17 protein-coding genes and 1 pseudogene are annotated in these 23,596 nt (G+C 31.9%); 16 read left to right on the top strand and 2 right to left on the bottom strand.

Annotated elements, in window-relative coordinates:
- A pseudogene (locus tag Q0876_RS14695) lies at nucleotides 1-2,120 on the bottom strand (hypothetical protein); the annotation flags it as partial.
- Between the two features lie 530 nt (nucleotides 2,121-2,650).
- Between Q0876_RS14695 and Q0876_RS14700 the strand changes: the two are divergent.
- The 12 genes from Q0876_RS14700 to Q0876_RS14755 all read left to right on the top strand — a co-directional run bounded on the left by Q0876_RS14700 (nucleotide 2,651) and on the right by Q0876_RS14755 (nucleotide 16,474).
- Nucleotides 2,651-3,214: a serine acetyltransferase gene (locus Q0876_RS14700; RefSeq protein ID WP_299229303.1), complete on the top strand. Its 564-nt coding sequence runs from the start codon at nucleotides 2,651-2,653 to the stop codon at nucleotides 3,212-3,214.
- 36 nt (nucleotides 3,215-3,250) lie between these two features.
- Nucleotides 3,251-4,588 (top strand): murein biosynthesis integral membrane protein MurJ, encoded by a 1,338-nt coding sequence (gene murJ / locus Q0876_RS14705; protein WP_299229306.1) that lies wholly within the window; start codon nucleotides 3,251-3,253, stop codon nucleotides 4,586-4,588.
- Nucleotides 4,581-5,465, top strand: coding sequence for a glycosyltransferase family 2 protein (locus tag Q0876_RS14710; RefSeq protein ID WP_299229309.1), 885 nt, complete (start codon nucleotides 4,581-4,583; stop codon nucleotides 5,463-5,465). Before murJ ends, Q0876_RS14710 begins: the two co-directional genes overlap by 8 nt.
- A complete protein-coding gene (locus Q0876_RS14715; RefSeq protein ID WP_299229312.1) occupies nucleotides 5,462-6,583 on the top strand; it encodes an O-antigen ligase in 1,122 nt (373 codons plus the stop codon). The genes Q0876_RS14710 and Q0876_RS14715 overlap by 4 nt, the downstream gene beginning before the upstream one ends.
- Nucleotides 6,580-7,644, top strand: coding sequence for a glycosyltransferase (locus Q0876_RS14720; protein ID WP_299229315.1), 1,065 nt, complete (start codon nucleotides 6,580-6,582; stop codon nucleotides 7,642-7,644). Before Q0876_RS14715 ends, Q0876_RS14720 begins: the two co-directional genes overlap by 4 nt.
- Nucleotides 7,645-7,674: 30 nt before the next feature.
- Nucleotides 7,675-9,522 (top strand): asparagine synthase (glutamine-hydrolyzing), encoded by a 1,848-nt coding sequence (asnB, locus tag Q0876_RS14725; protein ID WP_299229318.1) that lies wholly within the window; start codon nucleotides 7,675-7,677, stop codon nucleotides 9,520-9,522.
- 17 nt (nucleotides 9,523-9,539) lie between these two features.
- Nucleotides 9,540-11,438, top strand: coding sequence for an asparagine synthase (glutamine-hydrolyzing) (asnB, locus tag Q0876_RS14730; RefSeq protein ID WP_299229321.1), 1,899 nt, complete (start codon nucleotides 9,540-9,542; stop codon nucleotides 11,436-11,438).
- Nucleotides 11,439-11,531: 93 nt separating this feature from the next.
- Nucleotides 11,532-12,614, top strand: coding sequence for a glycosyltransferase (locus Q0876_RS14735; RefSeq protein ID WP_299229324.1), 1,083 nt, complete (start codon nucleotides 11,532-11,534; stop codon nucleotides 12,612-12,614).
- 6 nt (nucleotides 12,615-12,620) lie between these two features.
- The gene (locus Q0876_RS14740) at nucleotides 12,621-13,673 is read left to right on the top strand and encodes a glycosyltransferase (RefSeq protein ID WP_299229327.1); all 1,053 of its coding nucleotides are present in this window, start codon (nucleotides 12,621-12,623) and stop codon (nucleotides 13,671-13,673) included.
- A gap of 6 nt (nucleotides 13,674-13,679) precedes the next feature.
- Nucleotides 13,680-14,828 carry a glycosyltransferase family 4 protein gene (locus tag Q0876_RS14745; RefSeq protein WP_299229330.1) on the top strand — a complete coding sequence of 383 codons (1,149 nt, stop codon included), beginning with the start codon at nucleotides 13,680-13,682 and terminating at the stop codon, nucleotides 14,826-14,828.
- The gene (locus Q0876_RS14750) at nucleotides 14,825-15,448 is read left to right on the top strand and encodes a sugar transferase (protein WP_299229333.1); all 624 of its coding nucleotides are present in this window, start codon (nucleotides 14,825-14,827) and stop codon (nucleotides 15,446-15,448) included. Before Q0876_RS14745 ends, Q0876_RS14750 begins: the two co-directional genes overlap by 4 nt.
- A gap of 3 nt (nucleotides 15,449-15,451) precedes the next feature.
- Nucleotides 15,452-16,474 carry an ATP-grasp domain-containing protein gene (locus tag Q0876_RS14755; protein WP_299229336.1) on the top strand — a complete coding sequence of 341 codons (1,023 nt, stop codon included), beginning with the start codon at nucleotides 15,452-15,454 and terminating at the stop codon, nucleotides 16,472-16,474.
- On the opposite strand, the gene Q0876_RS14760 is transcribed toward Q0876_RS14755, so the two are convergent.
- Nucleotides 16,467-17,720 carry a GNAT family N-acetyltransferase gene (locus Q0876_RS14760; RefSeq protein WP_299229339.1) on the bottom strand — a complete coding sequence of 418 codons (1,254 nt, stop codon included), beginning with the start codon at nucleotides 17,718-17,720 and terminating at the stop codon, nucleotides 16,467-16,469. The genes Q0876_RS14755 and Q0876_RS14760 overlap by 8 nt on opposite strands.
- Before the next feature lie 265 nt (nucleotides 17,721-17,985).
- Here Q0876_RS14760 and Q0876_RS14765 point away from each other — a divergent pair, with 265 nt between their 5' ends.
- The 4 genes from Q0876_RS14765 (at nucleotide 17,986) to Q0876_RS14780 (ending at nucleotide 23,582) form a co-directional block, all read left to right on the top strand.
- The gene (locus Q0876_RS14765) at nucleotides 17,986-19,425 is read left to right on the top strand and encodes an MBOAT family protein (RefSeq protein WP_299229342.1); all 1,440 of its coding nucleotides are present in this window, start codon (nucleotides 17,986-17,988) and stop codon (nucleotides 19,423-19,425) included.
- A 4-nt stretch (nucleotides 19,426-19,429) separates the two neighbouring features.
- Complete coding sequence (locus Q0876_RS14770; protein WP_299229345.1) at nucleotides 19,430-20,353, top strand: hypothetical protein; 924 nt, start codon at nucleotides 19,430-19,432, stop codon at nucleotides 20,351-20,353.
- Between the two features lie 215 nt (nucleotides 20,354-20,568).
- Nucleotides 20,569-21,696, top strand: coding sequence for an aminotransferase class I/II-fold pyridoxal phosphate-dependent enzyme (locus tag Q0876_RS14775; RefSeq protein WP_299229348.1), 1,128 nt, complete (start codon nucleotides 20,569-20,571; stop codon nucleotides 21,694-21,696).
- Nucleotides 21,690-23,582: a nucleoside-diphosphate sugar epimerase/dehydratase gene (locus Q0876_RS14780; RefSeq protein WP_299229351.1), complete on the top strand. Its 1,893-nt coding sequence runs from the start codon at nucleotides 21,690-21,692 to the stop codon at nucleotides 23,580-23,582. Before Q0876_RS14775 ends, Q0876_RS14780 begins: the two co-directional genes overlap by 7 nt.
- Nucleotides 23,583-23,596 lie beyond the last annotated feature (14 nt).

A 23,596-nucleotide genomic window follows, 5' to 3' on the forward strand; every position in this document is an offset into this window, starting at 1 on the left:
TCAAAAACGGTTACCGAAAACGTAGTTGTTGTCTCTGGGCTTACGTCAATACTTGCAGTTGCCTCTCCTGTACTCCAAAGATAAGTTTCTCCACCAGATGCAGTAAGGGTTATTGTTGATCCATTGCAAATTTCTGTATCTTCTCCAGCATTGGCAACAACTGTGTTGCCAATTATAAAAACTGTAATCGAATCGGAGTTTTCGCACCCATCAGTAACACCAGTAACTGTATACAGAGTGTCTACTGTAGGGCTAACTGTTATACTTTGAGTTGTTTCGCCTGTATTCCATAAGTAACTATCTGCACCGTTAGCAGTGAGTATAACACTTTCACCAATAGTAATTGTTTCATCGATTCCAGCGTCAACATCAGGTAATTGATTAACAACTACAGTAACTTCATCAATTTCACTAGTACATCCGTTTTCGGTTACTTGTACAAAATATGTAGTTGTAGTGTTCGGGTTTATGGTAATGTTTTGAGTAGTTTGGCCAGTATTCCATAAATAAGTTGTTCCTCCTGACGCAGTTAAAGTAGCTGACTCTCCTTCACAGATAGAAATATCGTCTCCAGCATTTGCCACAGGTAATAAATTTACATTTACTGTAGCACTTGCTTGAGTTGTGCTTCCGTCTGGATGTGTACCAGTAACAGTATATGTTTGACTGTTAGCTGGATTTACATCTATTGAAGCACCAGTAATATTTCCTGGAAGCCATACATATGAATCAGCTCCAGAAGCTGTTAATGTGGTAGTTTCACCTTCGCAAATATCTATATCATCTCCTGCATTTACTTGATATTCTGTCGTACTGTTTGATTCGGCATCTGTTCCATTTATAAACTCTTCAATGTTTGTATAACCATCACCATCTTCATCACCATCATCAGTTCTAGATAAATCTCCAAAAGTATTTATTTCCCATTCATCTGCCATTCCATCATTATCTGTATCATAGTTTGTTGGTCTTGTATTGTTTGGCAAGTTAGGTAGTGTCCAGTTTTTGTTAAATGGATTTGTACTTATATTATTGATAACATTATTTATTTTCAGTATATCATAACTATCTTGATATGTGCTATATGTACCGTCAGCATTCAAAAACTTATTGGCTCCTACATCATTCAATACCTCATTATAGGTTTCTTGTGCAGAAATCACAGTCGGATTTTCTATTAACGGATGCATATTTGATGTAAACATGCTAGAAGGTAAAGACCCATTTGTTACAAATGATTGCCACAAATTTTGGTCATTTAGTTGAGGTGTAGGATAGTACTCAGGGTGATAATTATTTGCCGTATAGATATTTGGGTTTACACTTTGCACTTTATTAGCACTGCCATTAAGTGTATAATTACCTGGTCTTAAGTAATTACCTATAAAATTTATATTTGGACTATTAACATTTGCAGTTGTCAAACGAGATTGCCAGTTAAAATATACATTGTTTATCAAGTCATATTGTAAATTTCCACTCACGTTTGGTGTTCGATGGCTTTGGTCAACATAAAGATTATTTTTGAATGTCATTAAACCTTGATCATTGGGTGTATTATGTCCTGCGATAATTCCAGTAGCATTTTCTGAAAAGACAGTTCTTTGAACGGTAATGTTCGTTAAATCTCCCCAATTACCGCTCATTCCTAGTGCTTGATCATCACAAAAACTGAATGAACAATGATCAATTACCAGTCCATTAGTGCCATAAGACAGTAAACCATTATGTTCTCGTACATCAGGTAGCCCATTATATCTGCCATTTCTAAATCTTACATAGCGCCAAATTACATTATCACAAGGCTGGGAAGGTCTATTATAACCACCTCCTAGTTGTATGATATGATTGCTAATGGTAATGCCGCCTTCTGGTGCTGTTTGACCCGCAACAGTAAAGTTTGAGTTTTCAGCAATTAATTCAATTGCAGATGTTAACGTAATAGTACCACTAACTTCAAAAACAATAATTCTAGGAACTGTCATCATTAGTGCTGCACGTAAACTTCCTTGACCAGAGTTATTTAGATTAGTTACTTTAACTACAATTCCACCTCTACCACCAGTTACATAACTTCCTCCTCCTTCAACAGAAGGAAAAGCTTTGGTTTGTGAATTCAAGTTGCTACTAAAAGTGAATAATATATATAATAAGAGAAACTTTATACAATATTTGGCATAGCCAATATTGTGGCAAGGTATATTTGGGGATTTCATTTGCTATTAATATTTGGGGCTTATTATGAGGGCAATCTATGTATTTATATTTAGAATTAACGTTTAAAGTATTAATTATTCGATAAAATGTATTTTTTTATATTTATTTTCTTACAAAATAGAATATTCAGGTGTTTATAATTTTGAATTATTATTAATTATTTATCTTATTTACGATGAAGTGCATAAAAAAGACGTTCAATAACTAAAATTTAACATATGTAGGAATTTTTTGTATTTGTAATTCGTCGATAACAAATATGGATCTCACATAGTCAAACCAGTATAAATAAAATACACATAAAGAATTAGTTGTATTTCATACCTTATATATTCCTTTTTATCTAAACTAACCCTATACTATAAAGTCTGTTTGAAAAATTAATTACATTCGTATCATCAACAATTAATTTTGTTACTTAAATCGTATTTAAATGAGTCACCAAAAAAGGCAATCTATATCTAGGGTTATTAAAGCTGACCTATACAGGTATGGTGGTAAAACCAGTATTTTAAGTGGTTTTAAAGAACCAGGCTTTAGATACATGTACTTTTTTCGTAAAGTAGCCTGTCATAAAAAAATTTCTCCTTTTGGCTTGCTCTACAGGTTTATTCTAAGACGTTTAGGCTATAAGTATGGATTTCAAATACCAATTAGAGCTTCAATTGGTGAAGGTTTTTACATAGGCCATTTTGGCACTCTAGTAATTAACGGTCAAACAGTAATAGGAAAAAACTGCAATATTGCTCATAATACGACAATTGGACAATCAAATAGAGGAAAGTTAAAGGGAGTCCCAACTATTGGTGATTTCGTTTGGATAGGAACAGGATCTGTTATTGTTGGTAATATAACCATTGGAAATAATGTATTAATAGCGCCAAATTCGTATGTGAATTTTAATGTGCCTGAAAATTCAATAGTAATTGGTAATCCTGGCGAAATAATTAGTCGAGAAAATCCTACTAAAGGATATATAAATAATATCTTAGATTAATGATTATGACCAGTAAACTAACAAATCATATACAATTTGATTCCCAAGTTTAATTTATCTCAGTTTTTAACGAAAGGACTAAAAAACACTACTGTAACGAATGTTATTACTGTAGGTCTAATGACCTTGGCAGTTAAGGGACTTGGGTTTGCAAAGGAAATAGTAATAGCCGATAGCTTTGGTTTATCTGAACTTTTAGATACGTTTTACATTGCTATTTTAATTCCTAGTCTTATTAATGGTGTTTTTTTAGGTTCATTTCAAAGTGTATTCATTCCAAATTATGTTAGTACACTTAAGTCAAATAAGAATATTGGAGCATTTCAGAGTACAGGCTTTTTATTGACTATTGGTATTTCATCGCTATTTTTTATTCTCGCATATCTATTTACAGATGTTTATTTAGAAGTCTTTTTTAGCGGCCATACAGAGAACTACTATGAACTTATAAAAACTCAATTTTATTTTGTTGCGCCATGTATTTTATTTTGGGGATTTTCATCTCTACTAAATGCGCTACTAACCATTGATGATGAGTTTGCTTATTCATCATTGAGTGCTATTTTCACACCAATATCAATAATTATAGCCCTATTGTTCTTCAAAGAAGCTCTAGGTAATTTAGTATTGGCTATAGGAACACTAGTAGGAAGCTTCTTAGGCTTTGTGTTTATTTTATCTGTGGCATTAAAGCGTAAGATTATTCAAATAAATAGGCCAGATTTTCGCTCTTCAGACATGAACGTTTTATTTATGCAATTACCAGCTAAACTATCATCTAGTCTTTTAGTAGGGGTTAATCCACTTGTTGATCAATATTTTTCTGCTCAACTTATTGTAGGCTCAATTGCAGCATTGAATTATGGTATTCGTATTCCCGCATTTGCCATAGGCATTGTTGGTATTGCTTTAGGAAATGTGCTTCTGCCCTATTTCTCAAAGCAAGCCGTAGAGAATCAAGTAGAAACATTTAAAAAACTGAAAGTCATACTTAAATACCTTTTAATTGCTAGTAGTATTGGTACAGTATTTATTTTTATATTGTCAAGTCCAATTATTTCATTAATGTTTGAACGCAATGCGTTTACAAGCACAGATACTGAGGTGGTGTCTAGAATTCAGCAAATGTATGTCTTACAAATTCCATCATATATTATTGGTTTGGTCATGATAAAATTCCTTACTTCAATCAATAAAAATAACTTTATGGTATTAACCTCAGTGATTAGTCTAGTCTTAAACATAACACTTAACTTTATCCTTATTGAACATATGGGAGTTTATGGTCTAGCTTTGGCTACTTCAATTGTTTCGATAACCAATAGTGTAATTTTATATATTTACATCAAACAGCTTAATAAAATGCATGTTTAACATAATAACACCTACATATAACCGAGAAAAATTAATTCATAGGGTTTATGATTCGTTAAATAGTCAAACCTATAAAAAATTTAAATGGATCGTTATAGATGATGCCAGCTTAGATAATACAAAATCTCTCATAGAAAATTGGAAAAGTGTTACCAGAGATTTTGAAATTGAGTATTATTGTCTCACTGAAAATATGGGTAAACCAAAAGCAGTCAATTTTGGATTAACAAAATGTACATTTCCATACACAATAATAGCTGATAGTGATGATACGTTTTCAGAAAACGCTCTTGAAGTCATAATGGATCTATGGAATCATATTACTAACGATAAAATTGCTGCAATATGGACGCTTGTGCTTGATGAAGATGATAAGATTAAGGGAGACAAGTTTCCAAAAGATAAATGGCAAGTCGGATTCAAAGAAAGGGTCTTAAATCAAAAACAACAATTAGTTGGCGATAAATGGACCATATGGAAAACAGATGTTTTGAAGGCCCATCCTTTGTATTCTGATACAAAAAGCCATATTGAAGAAAGTCAAACTTGGAATGCAATTAATAAAAAATATGATTTTCTCTGTGTTAATAAATCTTTTTTGAAAGCACATATATCGCCTAACAGCTTAATTACATCTAAAAAGTCTAGAAAACAGTTATCAAGAGGAGGCTATTACAGCGCTTATTACGCATTACACAATGTTAAAACTTCAGATATAATAAAATACAGTTATTATAGAAATCAAGCCTTTAATTACGTAAAGTCATGGTTGTTTTATTCAGATAAAAAACTAAAACTATCATTTTCAAAACGGTTTGTTTCCATTATCATATTTTTGTTTAAAACCCCTCAACGTTTAATTAAAAGGTTAAAATGAACTTTATAAAATATCTTATTTTAATTATGCTGCTTTGGGGAATACCAAGCTTTTTTGCTTATGATGTATCTATAGGAAGTAAGTTAAGCTACCTTAATTTAGGGCTTTTATTATTCTATTATTTATTAAGTGAGAAACGACAACTCGCTATTCCATTCTTAGCACTCGGATTATTTTATTTTATAATTAGTGGGCTAATGTTTGTTGAAGATACTGAATACTTTAACGACGAATTACTTAAATATCTAATTCTTATTATCTGCGGTACTGAAGTGGCTAGAAACACAACATTAAAAGAACTCTTTATTATATTGCTATTAGGTGCTTCAAGTATACTGATACATGCTTTAGTCTATCAAGATGACTACGGTAGGTATAGCGGACTATATCTAGATCCAAATGGCGCAGGATTTGTTTGTATTTTGGCTTACTGTTTGAGTTTCTCAATCAAACAAAAAAAATTAAGATTGTTAGGTCAATTCTTAGTTACTTTTGCTGGTTTATTGACATTTTCAAGAACATTTATTCTGTTGTGGTTAATAGTAAGCATCGTATCTGTCATTGCTAATAAAAAGAACTCTCTTAATTTTGGACTAGGAATCGGAGCAATCATCGTTGTCTTTAGTTTGGCTACAATTGTACAATTTAACACTACCCGATTCTCAGCATTAGAGAATCTGTTTGGTGAAAAACCAAACTCTAGTATTAATGTCATAAAAGAAGACTCGCGATTAGACACTTGGTCTAGATATAGTGATATGATTACAGAAAACCCGATCTTTGGTAATGGATTCAAAGTGTTGAGTGGTGAGAGCGAAGCTAAGCAAGGGGTGCATAATACATATCTTATGATTTTAGGAGAATCAGGTATATTCCCTTTCTTAATAGTAATAACACTTTATCTGTATATGCTATGGAAAAGTACGTTTGAATTCAAATCTAGAAGTCATAGATTCATGTTAGCTATAAGTATTATTATTATTTTGATGAGTACTCATAATTATTTTGACAATCACCTCATAATTTTTCTATCTCTCTGGCTTTTTGTGAATTTAAGTAACAAAGAACTTATAGAAGAAAATCAAATTAATATCAACACTAAAACCGCTTCGCTTTGACCATTATACATTTATCTAGCACATTAGGAGGTGGTGGCGCAGAACAAATGGTGCTCCAGCTAGCAAAGCAAAGTAATAAAAAAATAAAGACGATTGTGATTTCGCTGTCAGACACAAACATTGGTCTAGAGAATAGGTTTAAAGAACACCATATTGAATATCATCTTTTAGGTGTGAATTCATTTAAGAATGCGACATTATTTTCAGGGCTTAAAAAATTAAGACATATTCTTAATGCTCATGATAATGTTGTATTACATTGTCATATGTATCATGGCTTCTTACTAGGCTTAATTCATAAGCTCTTTTATAAGAATATTCCAATAATCTTTACACTACATTCCAGTACTATAGAAAACTTTGGAAGAAAACTTATGTTATATCTTACAAAACCTTTTAGAGTTAAAGATATTGTTTTTAGTATAAATGCCAAAACATGGTATCTAAAAACGAAAAGTGAAATTATACCAAATGGAGTTAATTTTAATGAGTTAACTCCAGCAAGTCAAAGAAATCATAAAAAAACAGAACCATTCACTTTTTTATTTCTTGGGCGACTCAATACTGAAAAAAATCCACTTCGTATGGTTTCTGCTGCTCAACAATTATTAGCGCACAACATCGAAAATTTTGTTATAGATTTTGTTGGGCGTGGTATCATGCAGTCAGAACTAGAAAGTGCTATTGGAAACAACAAATTGAGTCAACATTTTAATATTTTGGGATTTCAAAATAACATCAAGCCATTTTTAGATAAAGCACACTGCCTAGTGTTGCCATCACTGTGGGAAGGCATGCCAGTTTCATTAATTGAAGCTGCAGCAGCAAAGCTACCTATCATATCAACACCTGTTGGTAGTATTCCTGATTTTTTAAATAATACCAATGCTTATGTAAGTAATTTAGAGAACTTTCATATGGCCATGATAGATGTTTATAATAACTATGAAGTAGCCATTGAAAAATCAAACCTATTATTCACAGAAATAGAATCACAATTTAAAATTGAAAATGTTTACGCTAAGCATTTAAAACTCTACCAATATTGTCTGAACAAATAATTTAAAATAAAGCCTTTACCCTAAAGCAGTATGTGCGGAATATATGGAACAACAATAAAATACAACGAAGCTCAAGTAAAACAAAAGCTTGAACGAACTGCGTTTAGAGGACCAGATAAAATGGGTTGGAGCTTCTATAAAGGTAATAATGCGGTTATTTTTGGACACAATAGATTGTCTATCATAGACCTTGATGCAAGGTCAAACCAGCCATTTACATATCAAAGTCATATTCATGTCGTTTATAATGGAGAAATATACAATTTTAGAGCACTAAAGCTTAAGCTGGAACAAAAAGGCTACGCTTTTAAAACCGCAAGTGACACCGAAGTTGTTTGTGCTGCATATCTAGCATATGGTGAAGATTGTGTAAATCACTTCAATGGAATGTTTGCTTTTGTTATTTATGATGAAAAAAAGCAGGAGCTATTTGGTGCAAGAGATCGTTTAGGTCAAAAACCATTCTATTATTATCACAATGGTTTAGACTTTGAATTTTCAAGCCAGTTGTCTTCTATTCAATTATTTAATGATCAGCTTTCTGTTTCTCAAAAATCTATTGGCTATTACCTAGCATGGGGAAATATACCTGACCCATACTCTATCTTTAATGAAATTAAAAAATTGCCACCTGGCCATTGTTTTAAATTTGACATTAATACAGGTAAATTGATAACCTCCTGTTATTGGGATATAGACTATCTAGGGAAAACTACTTATAAAGGCACTTATGAAGCGGCTAAAACAGAACTCAGTTCGCTTTTAAATGATGCTGTTTCGTCTCGTCTTTTTGCTGATGTTCCAGTTGGTGTATTCCTTTCTGGTGGTGTAGATTCATCAGTTGTAGCAGCAGTAGCATCAAAGCAATCTAATGCTAAAGTAAAGACATTTTCAATTAAATTTAATGAAGTAGAATTTGACGAAAGCCAATATGCGCAACAAGTAGCAGACCATTTAAAGACAGATCATAATGTTATAGAATGTAATTATAAAGAAGGGATGAGCCTTATTGATGGGTTCTATAAATATTATGATGAGCCTTTTGCAGATTCGTCAGCAATTCCTTCAATGTTATTGGCTAAACACACCAGAGAACAGGTTACAGTTGCCCTTTCAGGTGATGGAGGTGATGAAAGCTTTATTGGTTATCAACGTTACAATTGGGTAAAGACAAAGAGTAAGTTGTATGACATACCTTATGGTCTAAGAAAACTTTCATCTGCTATTTTGAAACACATTCCTAATTACAAACTCAAAATAGTAGCTGAAGCATTAAAAACCAAAAATAGGAATACGGCTTATTTAAATGTGATGACAGGAATAAACCTCTCATACATTCAAAATGGTGAACAATTCAGAACTGTTGAAGCATTAAAATATTTAGAGCATAATAATAAAAACTTATACGAACGTGTTTCAGATTTTGATATTAAAACATATCTTAATTGGGACATTAATACTAAGGTAGATCGAGCAACTATGGCTTATTCGCTAGAAGCCAGAGCGCCTTTAATGGATCACAGAATAGTAGATTTTGCAAGAGCTTTGCCTACCGATTTCAAAATCATCAATGGAAACCAAAAACGGATATTAAAAGATGTTTTATATCAATACGTTCCTAAACATATTTTTGACAGACCAAAAGCGGGCTTTGCTATTCCTTTTGCTGATTGGTTTAGGAAAGATCTAAAAGACTACGTGCTAAGTGAGTTAGATGATGACAGTCTTAAATCTATCCCAAACATCAATATAGATAATGTCAGGTTTATGATAAAGCAACACATGGATGGTTCATGGAATAGGTATCCATTAATTTGGAAACTGATCGTCTTGAAACAATGGCTTAATCATCAAGCAAAAGGGGTCTCAATTAAATAATTATTTGAAAACAAACTATGTGCGGAATTAACGGCATACTCTATAAATCGAAAACCGAAGTAACAAAAATTGATGCGTCGCTTACAAAAATGAATAATCTCATTATTCATAGAGGACCAGACGAAGATGGTACATTTAGTATTTCAAATTCAAATTTCGGATTGGGAATGGCCATGAGACGCTTATCAATTATTGATTTAAGTTCTGGCCAACAACCCATCTATTCTGAAGACAGATCAGTTATTATTGTCTTTAATGGCGAAATCTATAATTACAAAACACTTAGAGCACAACTCATTGCAGATGGCATTGAGCTACATACTAATAGTGACACAGAGGTTATCTTAAAACTTTATGAGCAAAAAGGTACAGCTTCCTTCAAATTACTTGATGGCATGTTTGCTTTCAGTATTTATGATGCTAATATAAATAAGGTTTTTATTGCTAGAGATTTTTTTGGTGAAAAGCCTTTGTACTACATCCATAATGAAGACATGTTTTGCTGGGCTTCAGAACTAAAATCGATTACAGCGCTATTAGACTATAAGCCTGAACTTTCAAAACAAGGCCTAAACTTGTACTTTAAACTCACATACATTCCGGCGCCTTTCACAATTTATGAAGGGATCCAAAAGCTTGAAGCTAATAAGTTTATTACGTATGACAACACATCATATCAATTAGAAATTCAAGCCATCCACGATAACCAGCCAAGAGAGAAATCAAAAATATCATTTGATACTGCCAAAACAGAGGTTAGAGAACGTGTTTTTAAAAGTGTAGACTCTAGATCTATAGCTGATGTTCCTCTAGGTACTTTTCTTTCTGGTGGTGTTGATTCATCGATTGTTTCATTGTGCTTAGCAGATATAAAAGACGAAAGAATTGATACATTTTCTATAGGTTTTGAAAAAGCATCCTACGATGAAACAGACAAATCAAGAGTTGTAGCTAAGCGAATTAATAGTAATCATCATGAATTTATTATTAATGAAAATGACCTCAAACACAATGTAGATGAGATTCTTTTAAATTTTGATGAGCCATTTGCAGACTCATCCTCACTCCCAACCTATTTAGTGTCAAAAAAAACCAGATCGAATGTTACTGTTGCCCTCACTGGTGATGGTGGTGATGAAGTGTTTGGTGGCTACAATAAATATTACGTAGGTAAGCTTAATCAAAAGTATACTAGAGCTGTTCCAAAATTTGCGCATAGTCAAATTAACAAAATAGCCAGTACATTATTGAGACGAAAAGATGACGACAGAGGTATAAAATACAAGCTTAACAAACTCATTAAAACCATTAGTTATGATAATGACTATTATTGGGGAATAATATCATTAGGATTTCAGAATGATGAAATCAATGCGTTTTTGAATCCACAATATCATCATACCACAGTATTTGACTATTATAAAAATGAAACCCAAATCACATCACCTAAATCGCTTAATGATTTTAGAACAATAGACAGACATATTAGTTTAGAAGGTGATATGCTGGTTAAAGTTGATAGAACTAGCATGCTCAACTCTCTTGAATGCAGAGCACCTTTTCTTAATAGAGAACTTTTTGAATTTACTATGTCATTACCAGAAGACTACCTCATTAAGAAGTGGAGCAAAAAACACATCCTAAAAGAAGCTTTCAAAGCTGATTTTCCTGAAGGGTTTTTAGATAAATCAAAACGAGGTTTTGGTGTTCCAGTTGGAGACTGGCTTAGAGAAAGCTTAAAAAATGAACTAAGAAGCTACATAGAGATTAAATTTTTACGACAACAAGATCTTTTTAACGTTGATGTCATTACAAAACTAGTTGAAGATCATTTATCATCTAAAGCAGACAATACATTTAAAGTATGGACCTTTTTTTGTTTTCAAAAATGGTATACCTCAATTTATATGGTTTAATTGGCAATAATAAATCTAACAATTTTAATTACATTTGAAGCAACAATCCCTCACAACTAAAAGCACAAAAATCTAACTATAGGATTCATAAGAATGAACCAAAAAAAAATCTCAGTTTGCTTTGTTTTACCAGCTTTAAATGCTGGAGGTGCACAACGGATTATGTCTTTTTTATCTCAACACATAGATAAAGATAGATTTGATTGTCGCCTTTTGGTTATAGCAAAAGCAGAATCCACAGATTTTGATGTATCTCATGCTAACGTTCATTATTTTGATAAAGACCGCTTGTTATTAGTTGTTAGACCTTTATTCAATTACTTCCGAAAACACAAACCAGATATTGTAATGGGTTCAATTGGACATGTAAATAAGTTGCATGCTATGTTCTCTTTCTTCCTTAGGAAATCTACATTTATTGGTAGAGAAGCAAGCTTAAATAGTATCATGTCTAAGTATAACAGAAGTACTCATGTAACTGGTTTTGTTTGGTTTTTTAGAGGTTATAGAAAATATTTAAAAAAAATCGTTTGCCAATCTGAACAAATGGCAGAATACATGCATGAAGATCATGGTATAAAACATGAAAACATTCGCATTATTAATAATCCGCTCACTATTCAAGCAAAAGTAAAAGCACCATTAAATAATGCTGTCAAACAATTAATTACAATCGGCAGACTAAGTGCTGAAAAAGGCCATGAGCGAATTCTAAATATCCTCTCAAAGCTTAAAACAGATTGGCACTACACCATTATTGGTGAAGGCAATCAATATGAAAATATAATGAATCAAATAAAGTCACTTGGCTTTGAAGATAAAGTCTCTTACATAAAATATACAAGTCACGTAACTCAATACTTAAGTGAAAGTGATATTTTTATTCAAGGCTCTTATGTAGAAGGCTTTCCTAATGCAGTGATGGAAAGTTGTGCTGTAGGCACACCAGTAATTGCATTTGAAGCTCCGGGTGGAACTAAAGATATTATTCAAAATGGCATAAATGGTTTTATAGCCAAAGATGAAGATGAATACCTAAACTATTTAATTCAAGCCCTTTGCAAAAAAGATTGGGATGAAAAAACGATTAGCAAATCCATTACAGATAAGTTTGAAAAAAAGATCATTGTTGAAAAATACGAGCAGTTATTTTTAGACATCGTAAACTCTAAATAATTAGGTATGACTATTGTTCACGTAAATATTGGCTTAGGAGGTGGTGGCGCAGAACACATGATTCTTGAAATGGCTAAAAAAAGTCAGCAAGACCATATTAAGACAATAGTTATAGCACTTACAAATAACAATCTTATAGAATATAAATTTATTGAGAATAACCTTGAATTTCACTATTTAGGAATTGGTTCTCTAAAAGATTTTAGAAAAGGACTAAGACAACTGAAAGCAATCTTGAACAACCATAATGATATTGTTATGCACTGTCATATGTTTCATGCGTTGATTATAGGTATTAGCTATCGTATTTTTTGCAAAAAGATACCTATCGTGTTTACACTACATAATATTCTTGTTGAAGAAGTCTATAGACGATGGACTTTATTCTTCACAAAACCATTTAGAAAAGCAGACATCAATTTTAGTAATCGTGCAAATAAATGGTACTTAAAAAACACAAGAGTTATTGCCAATGGTGTAGATTTTGAAAAGTTCAAGCTGCAAAACGAGAGACAATATAGTAGTGATGAAATCTTTAGGTTTTTATATTTAGGGCGTATTGAAGAACAAAAAAACCCTCTTGTACTTGTAAATTTAGTAAAGAAATTATTAGACTCTAACCATTCAAATTTTGTTATTAATGTTGCTGGCGAAGGTGATATGCGACCAGAGTTAGAGCTATTAATTAAACAGTATAGCTTTGAAAACTACATCAATATTTTAGGATTTCAGAAAAATGTGAAACAACAGCTCTTTAATGCACATTGTATGATTCTACCGTCTTTATGGGAAGGGCTTCCGATTTCATTAATTGAAGCCTCAGCTGCAAAATTACCAATCATTACAACTCCTGTTGGTAGCATTCCAGATTTTTTTAAATCTACAAATACGTTTGTTACTAATATTGAGTATTTTCATGAAGCAATGAGTAGTGTGATGAACGATTATAGTATGGCTAAAACTAAAGCTAACCTATTATATGAGGATAATAAGAGTATCTTTGATATTAATTCAGTTTACCAACAACATCTTGAGTTGTACCAAACGGTGTCTAGCTAATTCGTTATGCAAAAGTTGATTCGCATCACAACAGTTCCCTCGTCATTAAGAACACTCTTAAGAGGTCAACATCGCTTTATGAGTAAATATTATAAAGTAATTGGAATAGCAAGTAATGGTGATGCGCTTAGAGAAGTACGAGAAAATGAAGGTATAGAAACTCTTGCTGTAGAGATGACAAGAACCATAACACCAATTAAAGATCTCAAAGCTGTTTATAAGCTTTACAAGTATTTTAAAGCTGAAAAACCTTATATCGTACATACGCATACCCCAAAAGCTGGTACAGTAGGTATGCTAGCTGCTAAACTTGCTGGAGTACCACATAGACTACATACCATTGCTGGGTTACCTTTGCTTGAAGCATCAGGTGCTAAGCGATACTTATTAAATGCGGTTGAAAAATTTACCTACAGTTGTGCTACTCTAATTTTGCCAAATTCATTAGGTTTAAAGCAAATAATTTTAGACAATAAATTTACTAAAATCAATAAACTTCATGTTGCTGGTAATGGAAGTTCTAATGGCATAGATACTGAACATTATGATATAACCCAAGTCTCTGAAAGTGTTAAAGCTAGTTTAAGAACTGAATTAGATATTTCTGAGAATGATGTAGTTTTTATTTTTGTAGGTCGTATTGTTAAAGATAAAGGCATAAATGAACTAATAGAAGCATTTAATAAATTATCTAAAAAGAATTTAAACTGTAAATTAATCTTAGTTGGGCCTAGAGAAAATCATCTTGACCCTTTATTTCCTGAAACTGAAACACACATCAAAGAGAATAGTCAAATCTTAGCGGTTGGTGTACAAAAAGATATTAGACCATATGTAGCTATATCTCATGTATTAACTTTCCCAAGTTATAGAGAAGGGTTTCCAAATGTGGTATTGCAAGCTAGTTGTATGCAACTGCCATGTATAGTTAGTGATATAAATGGTTGTAATGAAATTATTGAAAACAATCTCAATGGTATAATCATTCCGTCAAAAGACGCTGTAGCTTTAGAAATAGCAATGCAGTATATGATTGATTTTCCAGAAAAACGTAAAGCTATGATCAAGCACACTCGCTCTAGGATTATAGAACGCTATGAGCAGCAATTTGTTTGGAATCAAATTTTAAAAATCTACAAAGGTTTAGATAAATGAAGCTATACAGAACTGTCATAAAGCGAATATTTGACCTAATAATAGCAGTTATAGGCTTTGTGATACTGTCACCTATATTTATTATAGTCTTTTTGATATTAGCAGTAAAAAACAATGGAAGCGTATTTTTTTATCAAGAGCGGCCAGGAAAAGACGAGCGCATATTTAAGATTATAAAGTTCAAGACTATGAACGACAAAACAGATGCCATGGGAGAACTTTTATCACCTTCAGAAAGACTTACCAAAACAGGCATCTTTGTTAGAAAATATTCATTAGATGAAATTCCTCAATTGTTGAATGTAATAAAAGGAGATATGAGTATAATAGGTCCGAGACCATTGCTCGTTAAATATTTACCGAGATATAGTGACTTTCAAAAGCAAAGACACAATATCAAGCCAGGAATAACAGGCTGGGCTCAGGTAAATGGTAGAAATGCCATAAGCTGGAAACAAAAATTTGAGTTCGACGTTTGGTATGTAAATAACCTTTCCTTTAGATTAGATTTAAAAATTCTATTTTTAACCATATATAAAGTTTTAAATAAAGATGGAATCTATAGTGTTGAAAATGATATCGTTCCAGATTTTACTGGCACAGAACCAAACCAAAAATAATAAATGGCTTTAAATTTACTTTTTACATGTGTTGGTCGTCGTAATTATTTAATCAATTACTTCAAAGAGGCCATCAAGGGACAAGGCAAAATATTTGCTGCGGATATGGACCACTCCGCTCCTGCCATGGTAGATGCAGATGTTTCAATAGTTGTTCCTAGTATTTATGAAAGCAATTATGTCTCTTCACTTAAAAAAGCTGTAAGCAATCATGATATTGATGCTATTATTTCACTCAATGATTTAGAATTACCGATATTATCTAAACATAAAACAGAATTGGAATCTAGTGGCACTAAGGTCATCATTTCAAATGAACGCGTTATAGATATTGCTTTTGACAAAATAAAGACCTTTAATTTTATTTCCGATCTGGGTTTAAAAACGCCTAAAACTTATACGTCTTTAGAACAAGCAAAGCGAGCTATACAAGATAGGCAACTTGATTTTCCTCTAGTTGTTAAGCCTCGTTGGGGAAGTGCTTCAATAGGAATCGATTTTCCCGAATCTATTGAAGAACTTGATCTTGCATTTAAATTACAGCATTTGAAGTTAAAAAAATCAATACTAAATGTTGCCAGTGCTAATGACTTAGACCATGCTATTCTTGTTCAAGAGAAGATAAACGGGAAAGAATATGGTATGGATATCGTTAATGATTTTGAAGGCAATTATTATGGAACTTTTGTAAGAGAAAAACTAAATATGAGATCTGGTGAAACTGATAAAGCCGTATCAGTAATTGAGCATAAGTTTGATGAAATCGGAAGAAAAATTTCTGAAGGTCTAAAACACGTAGGCAATTTAGATTGTGATGTATTTGTTGCTGATAATAAATTTTATATTTTAGAGTTAAACCCTAGATTTGGAGGTGGTTACCCCTTTTCACATGAAGCAGGAATTAATACTTGTGCAATTTATATTGAGTGGCTCAAAGGCAATAAAAATGTTGAGAAATTTAATAATTACAAATCTGATCTTGCGTTTTCAAAATGTGACAGAATGCTTAAAATAAAACTTAGTTAAATATAATTTGTTGAGTTTTCGTTGAACCAGATATCACATATATGGTATTATCACGTTTGTTTTTATACACTTTGATATTTGATATTGGTTCAGGATTAGCAAAAGCAAACGTATAAACAAATTGAGGCATAAACTTATAGTTGTCTTCTAAATAATCTATGGCTTTATACTCATTAACCAGTTCATCAAAATTAGTTAAATTTTTAAGCTTAAAATGTGCATAAGTATCGTCAACTTGATGGTGTTTTTTACCTTGAATAAAATACCTAAGCCTTCTGTACCTTTCATTAACACCCTTACGACGTAAATACAGTTTCAGCTTATAGAATTGAGAAACTAATGTTGCTGTTGTTCTAGAAATAAGTGATTTGGAATCGTATAGAATATGATAATGAAAATCGTAAACCAAATTACTCCACTTGTGCTTATATTCAAAATCTCCCTTTGAAAAATCTGAAATCGTGTAATTATTTTCAAAACACCATTCTAGCAGTTTGATAATTGAAGTTTTCCCTACACTAAACTTGTAATAATCTGGATCGAAAACAGTTATCGTTTCAAATAAGATACTTTCAGAATGAAAATTTAGCGTAACACCTATTGGTGTTTTTTCATTATAAATAATTAACAATGATGCGTTTTTCTCCAAAAGCATCGTATATACTAATTCTCTATAATACCTCCATTTTTGCTTGCTTAAATGGTGATAATTTACTTGTTTACCAGCAAAACGTTTATTTAGTAGTTTATTGAATTGATTAAAAACCGCTTTAAACTGGGTCTCACCTATATCACCATGCAAAAAAGAATATTTGATATTAAAACACGCCTCTAACCGTCTTTTATTTGACCTAAACTCTCTTCTGTTTTTAGAACTAAACTGAGCATTAATATATTCATCTTGATCTTTATACGAACTGATATCCATCAAAAACCCTTGATATTGAAAGACTTTTTTTAATCTTAATGATGAACTTTCAGTAGGTATAGTAGTTTTTATATTGAAATAGGTAGGCACATCATAGATCAAAAATGTTTTCCCTTTATAATCGTGCGCACCTTCACATAATTTATACGAAATCCCTTTAGTAAGATTCTTACCAATGTTGATGTACAATGGTAAAAAGGAATGCTTGAAAAATTGTATTCCAGAAATAAAGTCAAACCGTTTAGGTGGCTTAGATTTATTGAAATGCTTAGTCCATATAGCAATAAAAGTATTTGATGTAAACGGGTTTAGTTGCATTACTGGTTGGTAAGGTTACAATTATTAAGATTACATTTACTTATATTGAACAAATGTAATATTTTGTAAATGTTCTGCTCACATATTACTTAAAAACATTTATTTAAAACATGATCTTTCTCATAAAAAGCTTAATTTGATCTTTAAACCTAACAATTGCTACTATAAATTAACGTAAAAAACAGCTGCTTAACGTATATATTTGGTTGTAGCATACTGATTATTGGATATTTAAATCGAAATATAAAAACTTAACCAATCACTCATGTTTTTTAATTCCATAGATTTTGCAATATTTCTGCCTATTGTTTTTTTCTTATACTGGTTAGTAACTAATAAGTATCTAAAGCTTCAGAATCTATTGATTGTCATAGCTAGCTATGTCTTCTATGGATGTTGGGATTATAGGTTTTTAGCACTTATCCTTTTTAGTACTATTGTAGATTTTTCAGTGGGAAAAATGCTAATTAGTATCGATAATAACAAAAAACGAAGACTACTGCTTTGGGTTAGTATTGCAGTAAATATTGGTTTATTGGGTTTCTTTAAATACTATAATTTTTTTGTTGATAATTTTGTTTCTGCATTTCAATTTTTTGGTCAATCCATTTCACCAAATACATTGCATATTATACTTCCTGTAGGAATTAGTTTTTACACATTTCAAACACTTAGCTATACGATAGACGTCTACAATAAAAAATTAAAACCTACATCTAATTTTATTGCTTTTGCTGCTTTTGTTAGCTTTTTCCCTCAGCTAGTAGCAGGACCTATAGAAAGAGCAACACATTTATTACCACAGTTTTATAAAAAAAGAACTTTTAATTACAACAATGCTATTGATGGTATGAGACAAATACTTTGGGGTTTGTTTAAAAAAGTCGTTATAGCCGATAACTGTGCTGAATATGTAAACGTTATTTTCAATTCGTATGGAGATCAAACTGGAAGCACTTTAATCCTTGGCGCATTCTTTTTTGCGTTTCAAATCTATGGCGACTTTTCAGGATATTCAGATATAGCAATAGGTACTTCACGATTGTTTGGTTTTGATTTAATGAAAAACTTTGCGTTTCCATATTTTTCTAGAGATATTGCTGAATTCTGGCGTCGTTGGCACATTTCATTATCAACTTGGTTCAGAGACTATCTCTACATTCCTCTTGGTGGTAGTAAAGGCAATAAAAAACTTAAAATACGGAATATATTTATCATTTTCTTGGTAAGTGGGTTTTGGCATGGTGCAAATTGGACATTTATAATTTGGGGCGCATTAAACGCGATATACTTTCTACCACTTATGCTTACTAATAAGAACAGGAACAATTTAGATATCGTTGCACAAAACCAATGGTTACCATCATTTAAAGAACTGTTGAATATTATGATCACGTTTATGCTCACCTTATTGGCATGGATATTTTTTAGATCAGATACTGTAAGTGATGCTTTGAGCTATATCATTAACATATTTAACTCATCTTTATTTACCGTTCCTCAATTAAGTGAAAATACAAAAACGACGCTTGTACTAATTTTGTTTTTTATTGGTATTGAATGGATTGGCAGACGAGATGCATTTGCTATTTCAAAAATCGGGAAATTACCAATATATATAAGGTGGATGTTTTACTTTATTTTAATCATACTCATGTTTATATATACAGGTAAGGAACAAGCATTTATATACTTTCAATTTTAAACTTATGAAAAAGTTCATTGCTAAAATTATTATATTTTGTGTTATTGGGTATCTAATTGGAGAATGCATTGTTAGAATAAACAAACTCACTTCCGACATTCCACAACGCTATGTCGCAACCAACGGAATACAATTATATATTCCAGGTCAAAAGGGCTACTATAAAGGGGCAACTGAACAATGGGAAGTTAACAAATATGGTTGGCTAGGTGTTAGTAATATTGATGACAAAGCAAAGAGAATTTCTATTATTGGCGATTCATATATTGAAAACATTATGAACCCAATGGATTGCAATCAAGGCTATTTGTTACAAGAGGCAAATGCAAATATTGGTTTTTTTGAGGCTGGAAGATCTGGAGTAACATTCATTGAAGCCTTAGAAATCGCAAAAAACCTTGATTCGTTAAATTTTGACAAACATTTGCTATACCTTACTGATGCAGATTTCTACGAAAGTTTTTCTAAAACAAACAGATATACAGACCGATTACAAATAGACTTAGAGAATGAGACCATATTAGAAGGAGAATTAAAGTCACCAGGTTTAAAGAAGATTCTATACAACTCTAAGTTTTTGTACTATCTCTACCAAAGATTTCCATTATTTGTAAGTAAGCAGAATAAAGGTGAAGTAAGTTCTGAGTCTTCTGCTTTTGACATTGATAGTTTTAACAAATTGCATGATTATATTAATAAAAATTACAATCTTCAAAACATGGTGTTTGTATTTCACCCAAAAACTTCAACAGATATTATTGAATTCTTTAATTCTAAAGACTTAAAATACATTGATTTAAAGGTGAAACAAGGCAAATCTTGGGATTTAAACGAAGCTGATGGGCATTGGTCTTGTTATGGTCATATTGAGGCTTCAAAACAAATACAGACCTACATCAAGACACTGAATCTAAATGAAAACAACTAAGTATATCGTAAAAACTTGCTATTTATCGTTATAATTTGAATGCTTTACCTTAATTGTCAATATTTACTTCAGAATATTTTTTAATTATTTAGTGTTTAAACAAGATATATTTTATATATAGCGACAAAACACGTTTTAAGAGATAAATTTTCTGTCCCAAGTCCCTCACTAGACAAGAAGATTGAATAGTAATAAACTTACTTAACAATTTTGATATGGATTCTAAAATATGGTTGTCTTCACCTCATATGGGTGGCACAGAGCAATCTTATGTTAACAATGCCTTTGAAACCAATTGGATTGCTCCATTAGGTCCTCATGTTGATGGTTTTGAAAATGACATTCAAGATTACCTTAAAAACGGCAGTATTGTTACTGCGTTGAGTTCTGGTACGGCAGCTTTACATTTAGCACTCATACTTCTAGGCGTTAAGCAAGGTGACGAAGTGATTTGCCAAAGCAAAACGTTTTCTGCATCAGCTAACCCAATTATATATCAAGGTGCAACTCCTATTTTTGTTGATAGTGAGGAAGATACTTGGAATATCTCTCCTGAACTATTGGAAATCACTATACAAGATCGAATTAAAAAAGGAAAGAAGCCCAAGGCCATTATTGCAGTTCATCTATATGGAATGCCCTATAAGGTCGATGAGGTAAATGATATTGCTAGTGCCTACAATATTCCTGTTATAGAAGACAGTGCTGAAGCTTTAGGCAGTAGTTATAAAAATAAAAAGTGTGGCACATTTGGTGAAATCGCAATTTTATCATTTAACGGAAATAAAATTATAACAACATCTGGAGGTGGCGCTTTAATAACAAAAGATCATACTACCAAGCAAAAGGCTATATTTCTTGCTACACAAGCTAGAGATAACGCTGTAGAATACTTACATTCTTCAATAGGATACAATTATAGAATGTCTAATGTTTTAGCTGGTATTGGTAGAGGACAAATGCAAGTTTTAGATGAACGAGTACAAGCTAGACGTAAAAATTTCGAAATTTATAAAGAGCAATTAAAAACTATTAATGAAATCACTTTTTTAAATGAGCCTGAAAGCTTTTTTTCTAACCGTTGGTTAAGCTGTGTTTTAACCCCTTCTGAAGATATACGAGAAGGTATTAGACTGGCACTTTTAAATAAAAATATAGAATCAAGACCATTATGGAAACCTATGCATCAACAACCAGTTTTTAGTGCATTTCCAAGCTACAACAATGGTGTTTCTGATGCTTTATTTGCTAATGGATTATGTTTACCTAGTGGGTCTAACCTTACAGAAAATGAATTAGATAGAGTTATTTCTACAATAAAAACGTATTTTAGAGCATGTTAAAAGCGCAATTTCAAAACATATCACAGAAGTATGCCTCCAAATGGCTGGTCATGTTATTTGACCTGCTAATTGTGAGTTGTACGTTTATAATTGCTTACATCATTCGCTTTAATTTTAAGTTAGATTTTGATGTGCTTGTTGTGCTAAAGCAAGTTCCATTTGTCTTTTTAGCAGCACTAATTAGCTTTTTATTAGTAGGCTCTCATAAAGGAGTAGTTCGTTTTACTGGTTTTAAGGATGTTGTAAATATTATAATTGGAGTAAACATACTAGCAACGATACTAATAGTTACTACATTTTTTAGTAGAAAATTAAATTACGAAAGTATTTTCAATATATCTGGATCTGTTATCTACATCCATTTGATGCTGAATATTCTTTTCTTAATAGGCTCAAAACTTTTTGTAAAATCAATGTACAATAACATGATGCAAGAATTCAAGACTCGTAAAAGAGTAATGATTTATGGCGCTGGAAGTTCAGGTATGTTAACGTACGATGCGATTACTAATGACCCAAAAAATAGTCATGAAATAGTAGGTTTCATTGATGACAACGAACGTAAGGTTGGGAAAAAGATAAATACACTTTATGTTTACAACTTAGAAAAAATAACTTCTGAATTGATTCAAAAACAATCAATAGAAGAAGTTGTGATCTCAATTCAAAACATAGAGCCTTCTAGACTTTTACAAATATCAAGCCACCTCTTCGAATTAGGATTGAAAGTAAAAATTGTTCCACCTGTTCAAACATGGATAGATGGTGACTTAAGTGTTGGCCAAATTAAAGAAGTTAATATTGAAGACTTGTTAGGTAGAGAACCAATACTTATAACTAATCCTGCCTTAATTCATGAATACGAAAATCAAATCATCTTTATAACAGGAGCAGCTGGTTCAATAGGCAGTGAAATTGCTAGAAAAGCAACAAATTATGCCTACAAAAAACTCATATTAATTGATACCGCAGAATCTGCGCTATACGAAGTACAACAAGAGTTCAAACAAAAGGAAGTGAAAAACTTCATTGCCATTGTTGCAGATGTTCGTGACAATAAGCGTATGGAAAGTTTATTTAATACCTATCGTCCAAAAATTGTATTTCATGCAGCAGCATATAAGCATGTTCCGCTAATGGAAAACAACCCTTACGAGGCTGTAAGTGTTAACATTAGTGGTACAAGAAATATTGCTAATCTATCTGTTAAACATGGTGTCAATAAATTTGTCTTGATTTCAACAGACAAAGCGGTAAACCCAACTAATGTTATGGGAGCTACAAAACGTATAGCAGAATTATATGTTAATTGTCTTCAAGGAAAAGGGCAAACTAAGTTTATCACTACTCGCTTTGGCAATGTTTTAGGCTCAAATGGTTCTGTAATTCCTTTATTCAAAAAACAAATCGACACAGGTGGTCCATTAACCGTAACTCATGAGGATATCACAAGATATTTCATGACTATTTCAGAAGCTTGCCAATTGGTATTGGAGGCAGCAACTATGGGTAATGGAGGTGAAATATTTGTTTTTGATATGGGAGAATCTGTTAAGATATTAGATTTAGCAAAAAACATGATCATTCTATCTGGTTTACGATATCCTGAAGATATAGATATAAAGATTACAGGCTTACGTCCTGGAGAAAAAATATACGAAGAGCTTTTAGCTGATGGTGAACAAACAAAGCCTACATATCATGAAAAAATTATGATCGCAAAAACCAAGGCTATAAATGTAAGCGAGATTTCTGAGAAAATTACAAACCTTTGTATGGTCAATTCTAAAGTTCAGAATTTAGAGATTGTATCGCACATCAAACAAATATTGCCTGAATACATCTCTAACAATTCAAAATTTGAAGTATTAGATTCAAAAAAATAAAAAATTGCTTAACC

Source organism: uncultured Psychroserpens sp. (genome assembly GCF_947503375.1).
Classification (GTDB): Bacteria; Bacteroidota; Bacteroidia; order Flavobacteriales; family Flavobacteriaceae; genus Psychroserpens.

Bases quoted from the DNA above. Each gene is read 5' to 3' on its own strand.
- Q0876_RS14700 (WP_299229303.1), top strand. From the start codon at position 2,651: ATGAGTCACCAAAAAAGGCAATCTATATCTAGGGTTATTAAAGCTGAC.
- Q0876_RS14710 (WP_299229309.1), top strand. From the start codon at position 4,581: ATGTTTAACATAATAACACCTACATATAACCGAGAAAAATTAATTCAT.
- Q0876_RS14715 (WP_299229312.1), top strand. From the start codon at position 5,462: ATGAACTTTATAAAATATCTTATTTTAATTATGCTGCTTTGGGGAATA.
- asnB (WP_299229318.1), top strand. From the start codon at position 7,675: ATGTGCGGAATATATGGAACAACAATAAAATACAACGAAGCTCAAGTA.
- asnB (WP_299229321.1), top strand. From the start codon at position 9,540: ATGTGCGGAATTAACGGCATACTCTATAAATCGAAAACCGAAGTAACA.
- Q0876_RS14735 (WP_299229324.1), top strand. From the start codon at position 11,532: ATGAACCAAAAAAAAATCTCAGTTTGCTTTGTTTTACCAGCTTTAAAT.
- Q0876_RS14740 (WP_299229327.1), top strand. From the start codon at position 12,621: ATGACTATTGTTCACGTAAATATTGGCTTAGGAGGTGGTGGCGCAGAA.
- Q0876_RS14745 (WP_299229330.1), top strand. From the start codon at position 13,680: ATGCAAAAGTTGATTCGCATCACAACAGTTCCCTCGTCATTAAGAACA.
- Q0876_RS14750 (WP_299229333.1), top strand. From the start codon at position 14,825: ATGAAGCTATACAGAACTGTCATAAAGCGAATATTTGACCTAATAATA.
- Q0876_RS14755 (WP_299229336.1), top strand. From the start codon at position 15,452: ATGGCTTTAAATTTACTTTTTACATGTGTTGGTCGTCGTAATTATTTA.
- Q0876_RS14760 (WP_299229339.1), bottom strand. From the start codon at position 17,720: ATGCAACTAAACCCGTTTACATCAAATACTTTTATTGCTATATGGACT.
- Q0876_RS14765 (WP_299229342.1), top strand. From the start codon at position 17,986: ATGTTTTTTAATTCCATAGATTTTGCAATATTTCTGCCTATTGTTTTT.
- Q0876_RS14770 (WP_299229345.1), top strand. From the start codon at position 19,430: ATGAAAAAGTTCATTGCTAAAATTATTATATTTTGTGTTATTGGGTAT.
- Q0876_RS14775 (WP_299229348.1), top strand. From the start codon at position 20,569: ATGGATTCTAAAATATGGTTGTCTTCACCTCATATGGGTGGCACAGAG.
- Q0876_RS14780 (WP_299229351.1), top strand. From the start codon at position 21,690: ATGTTAAAAGCGCAATTTCAAAACATATCACAGAAGTATGCCTCCAAA.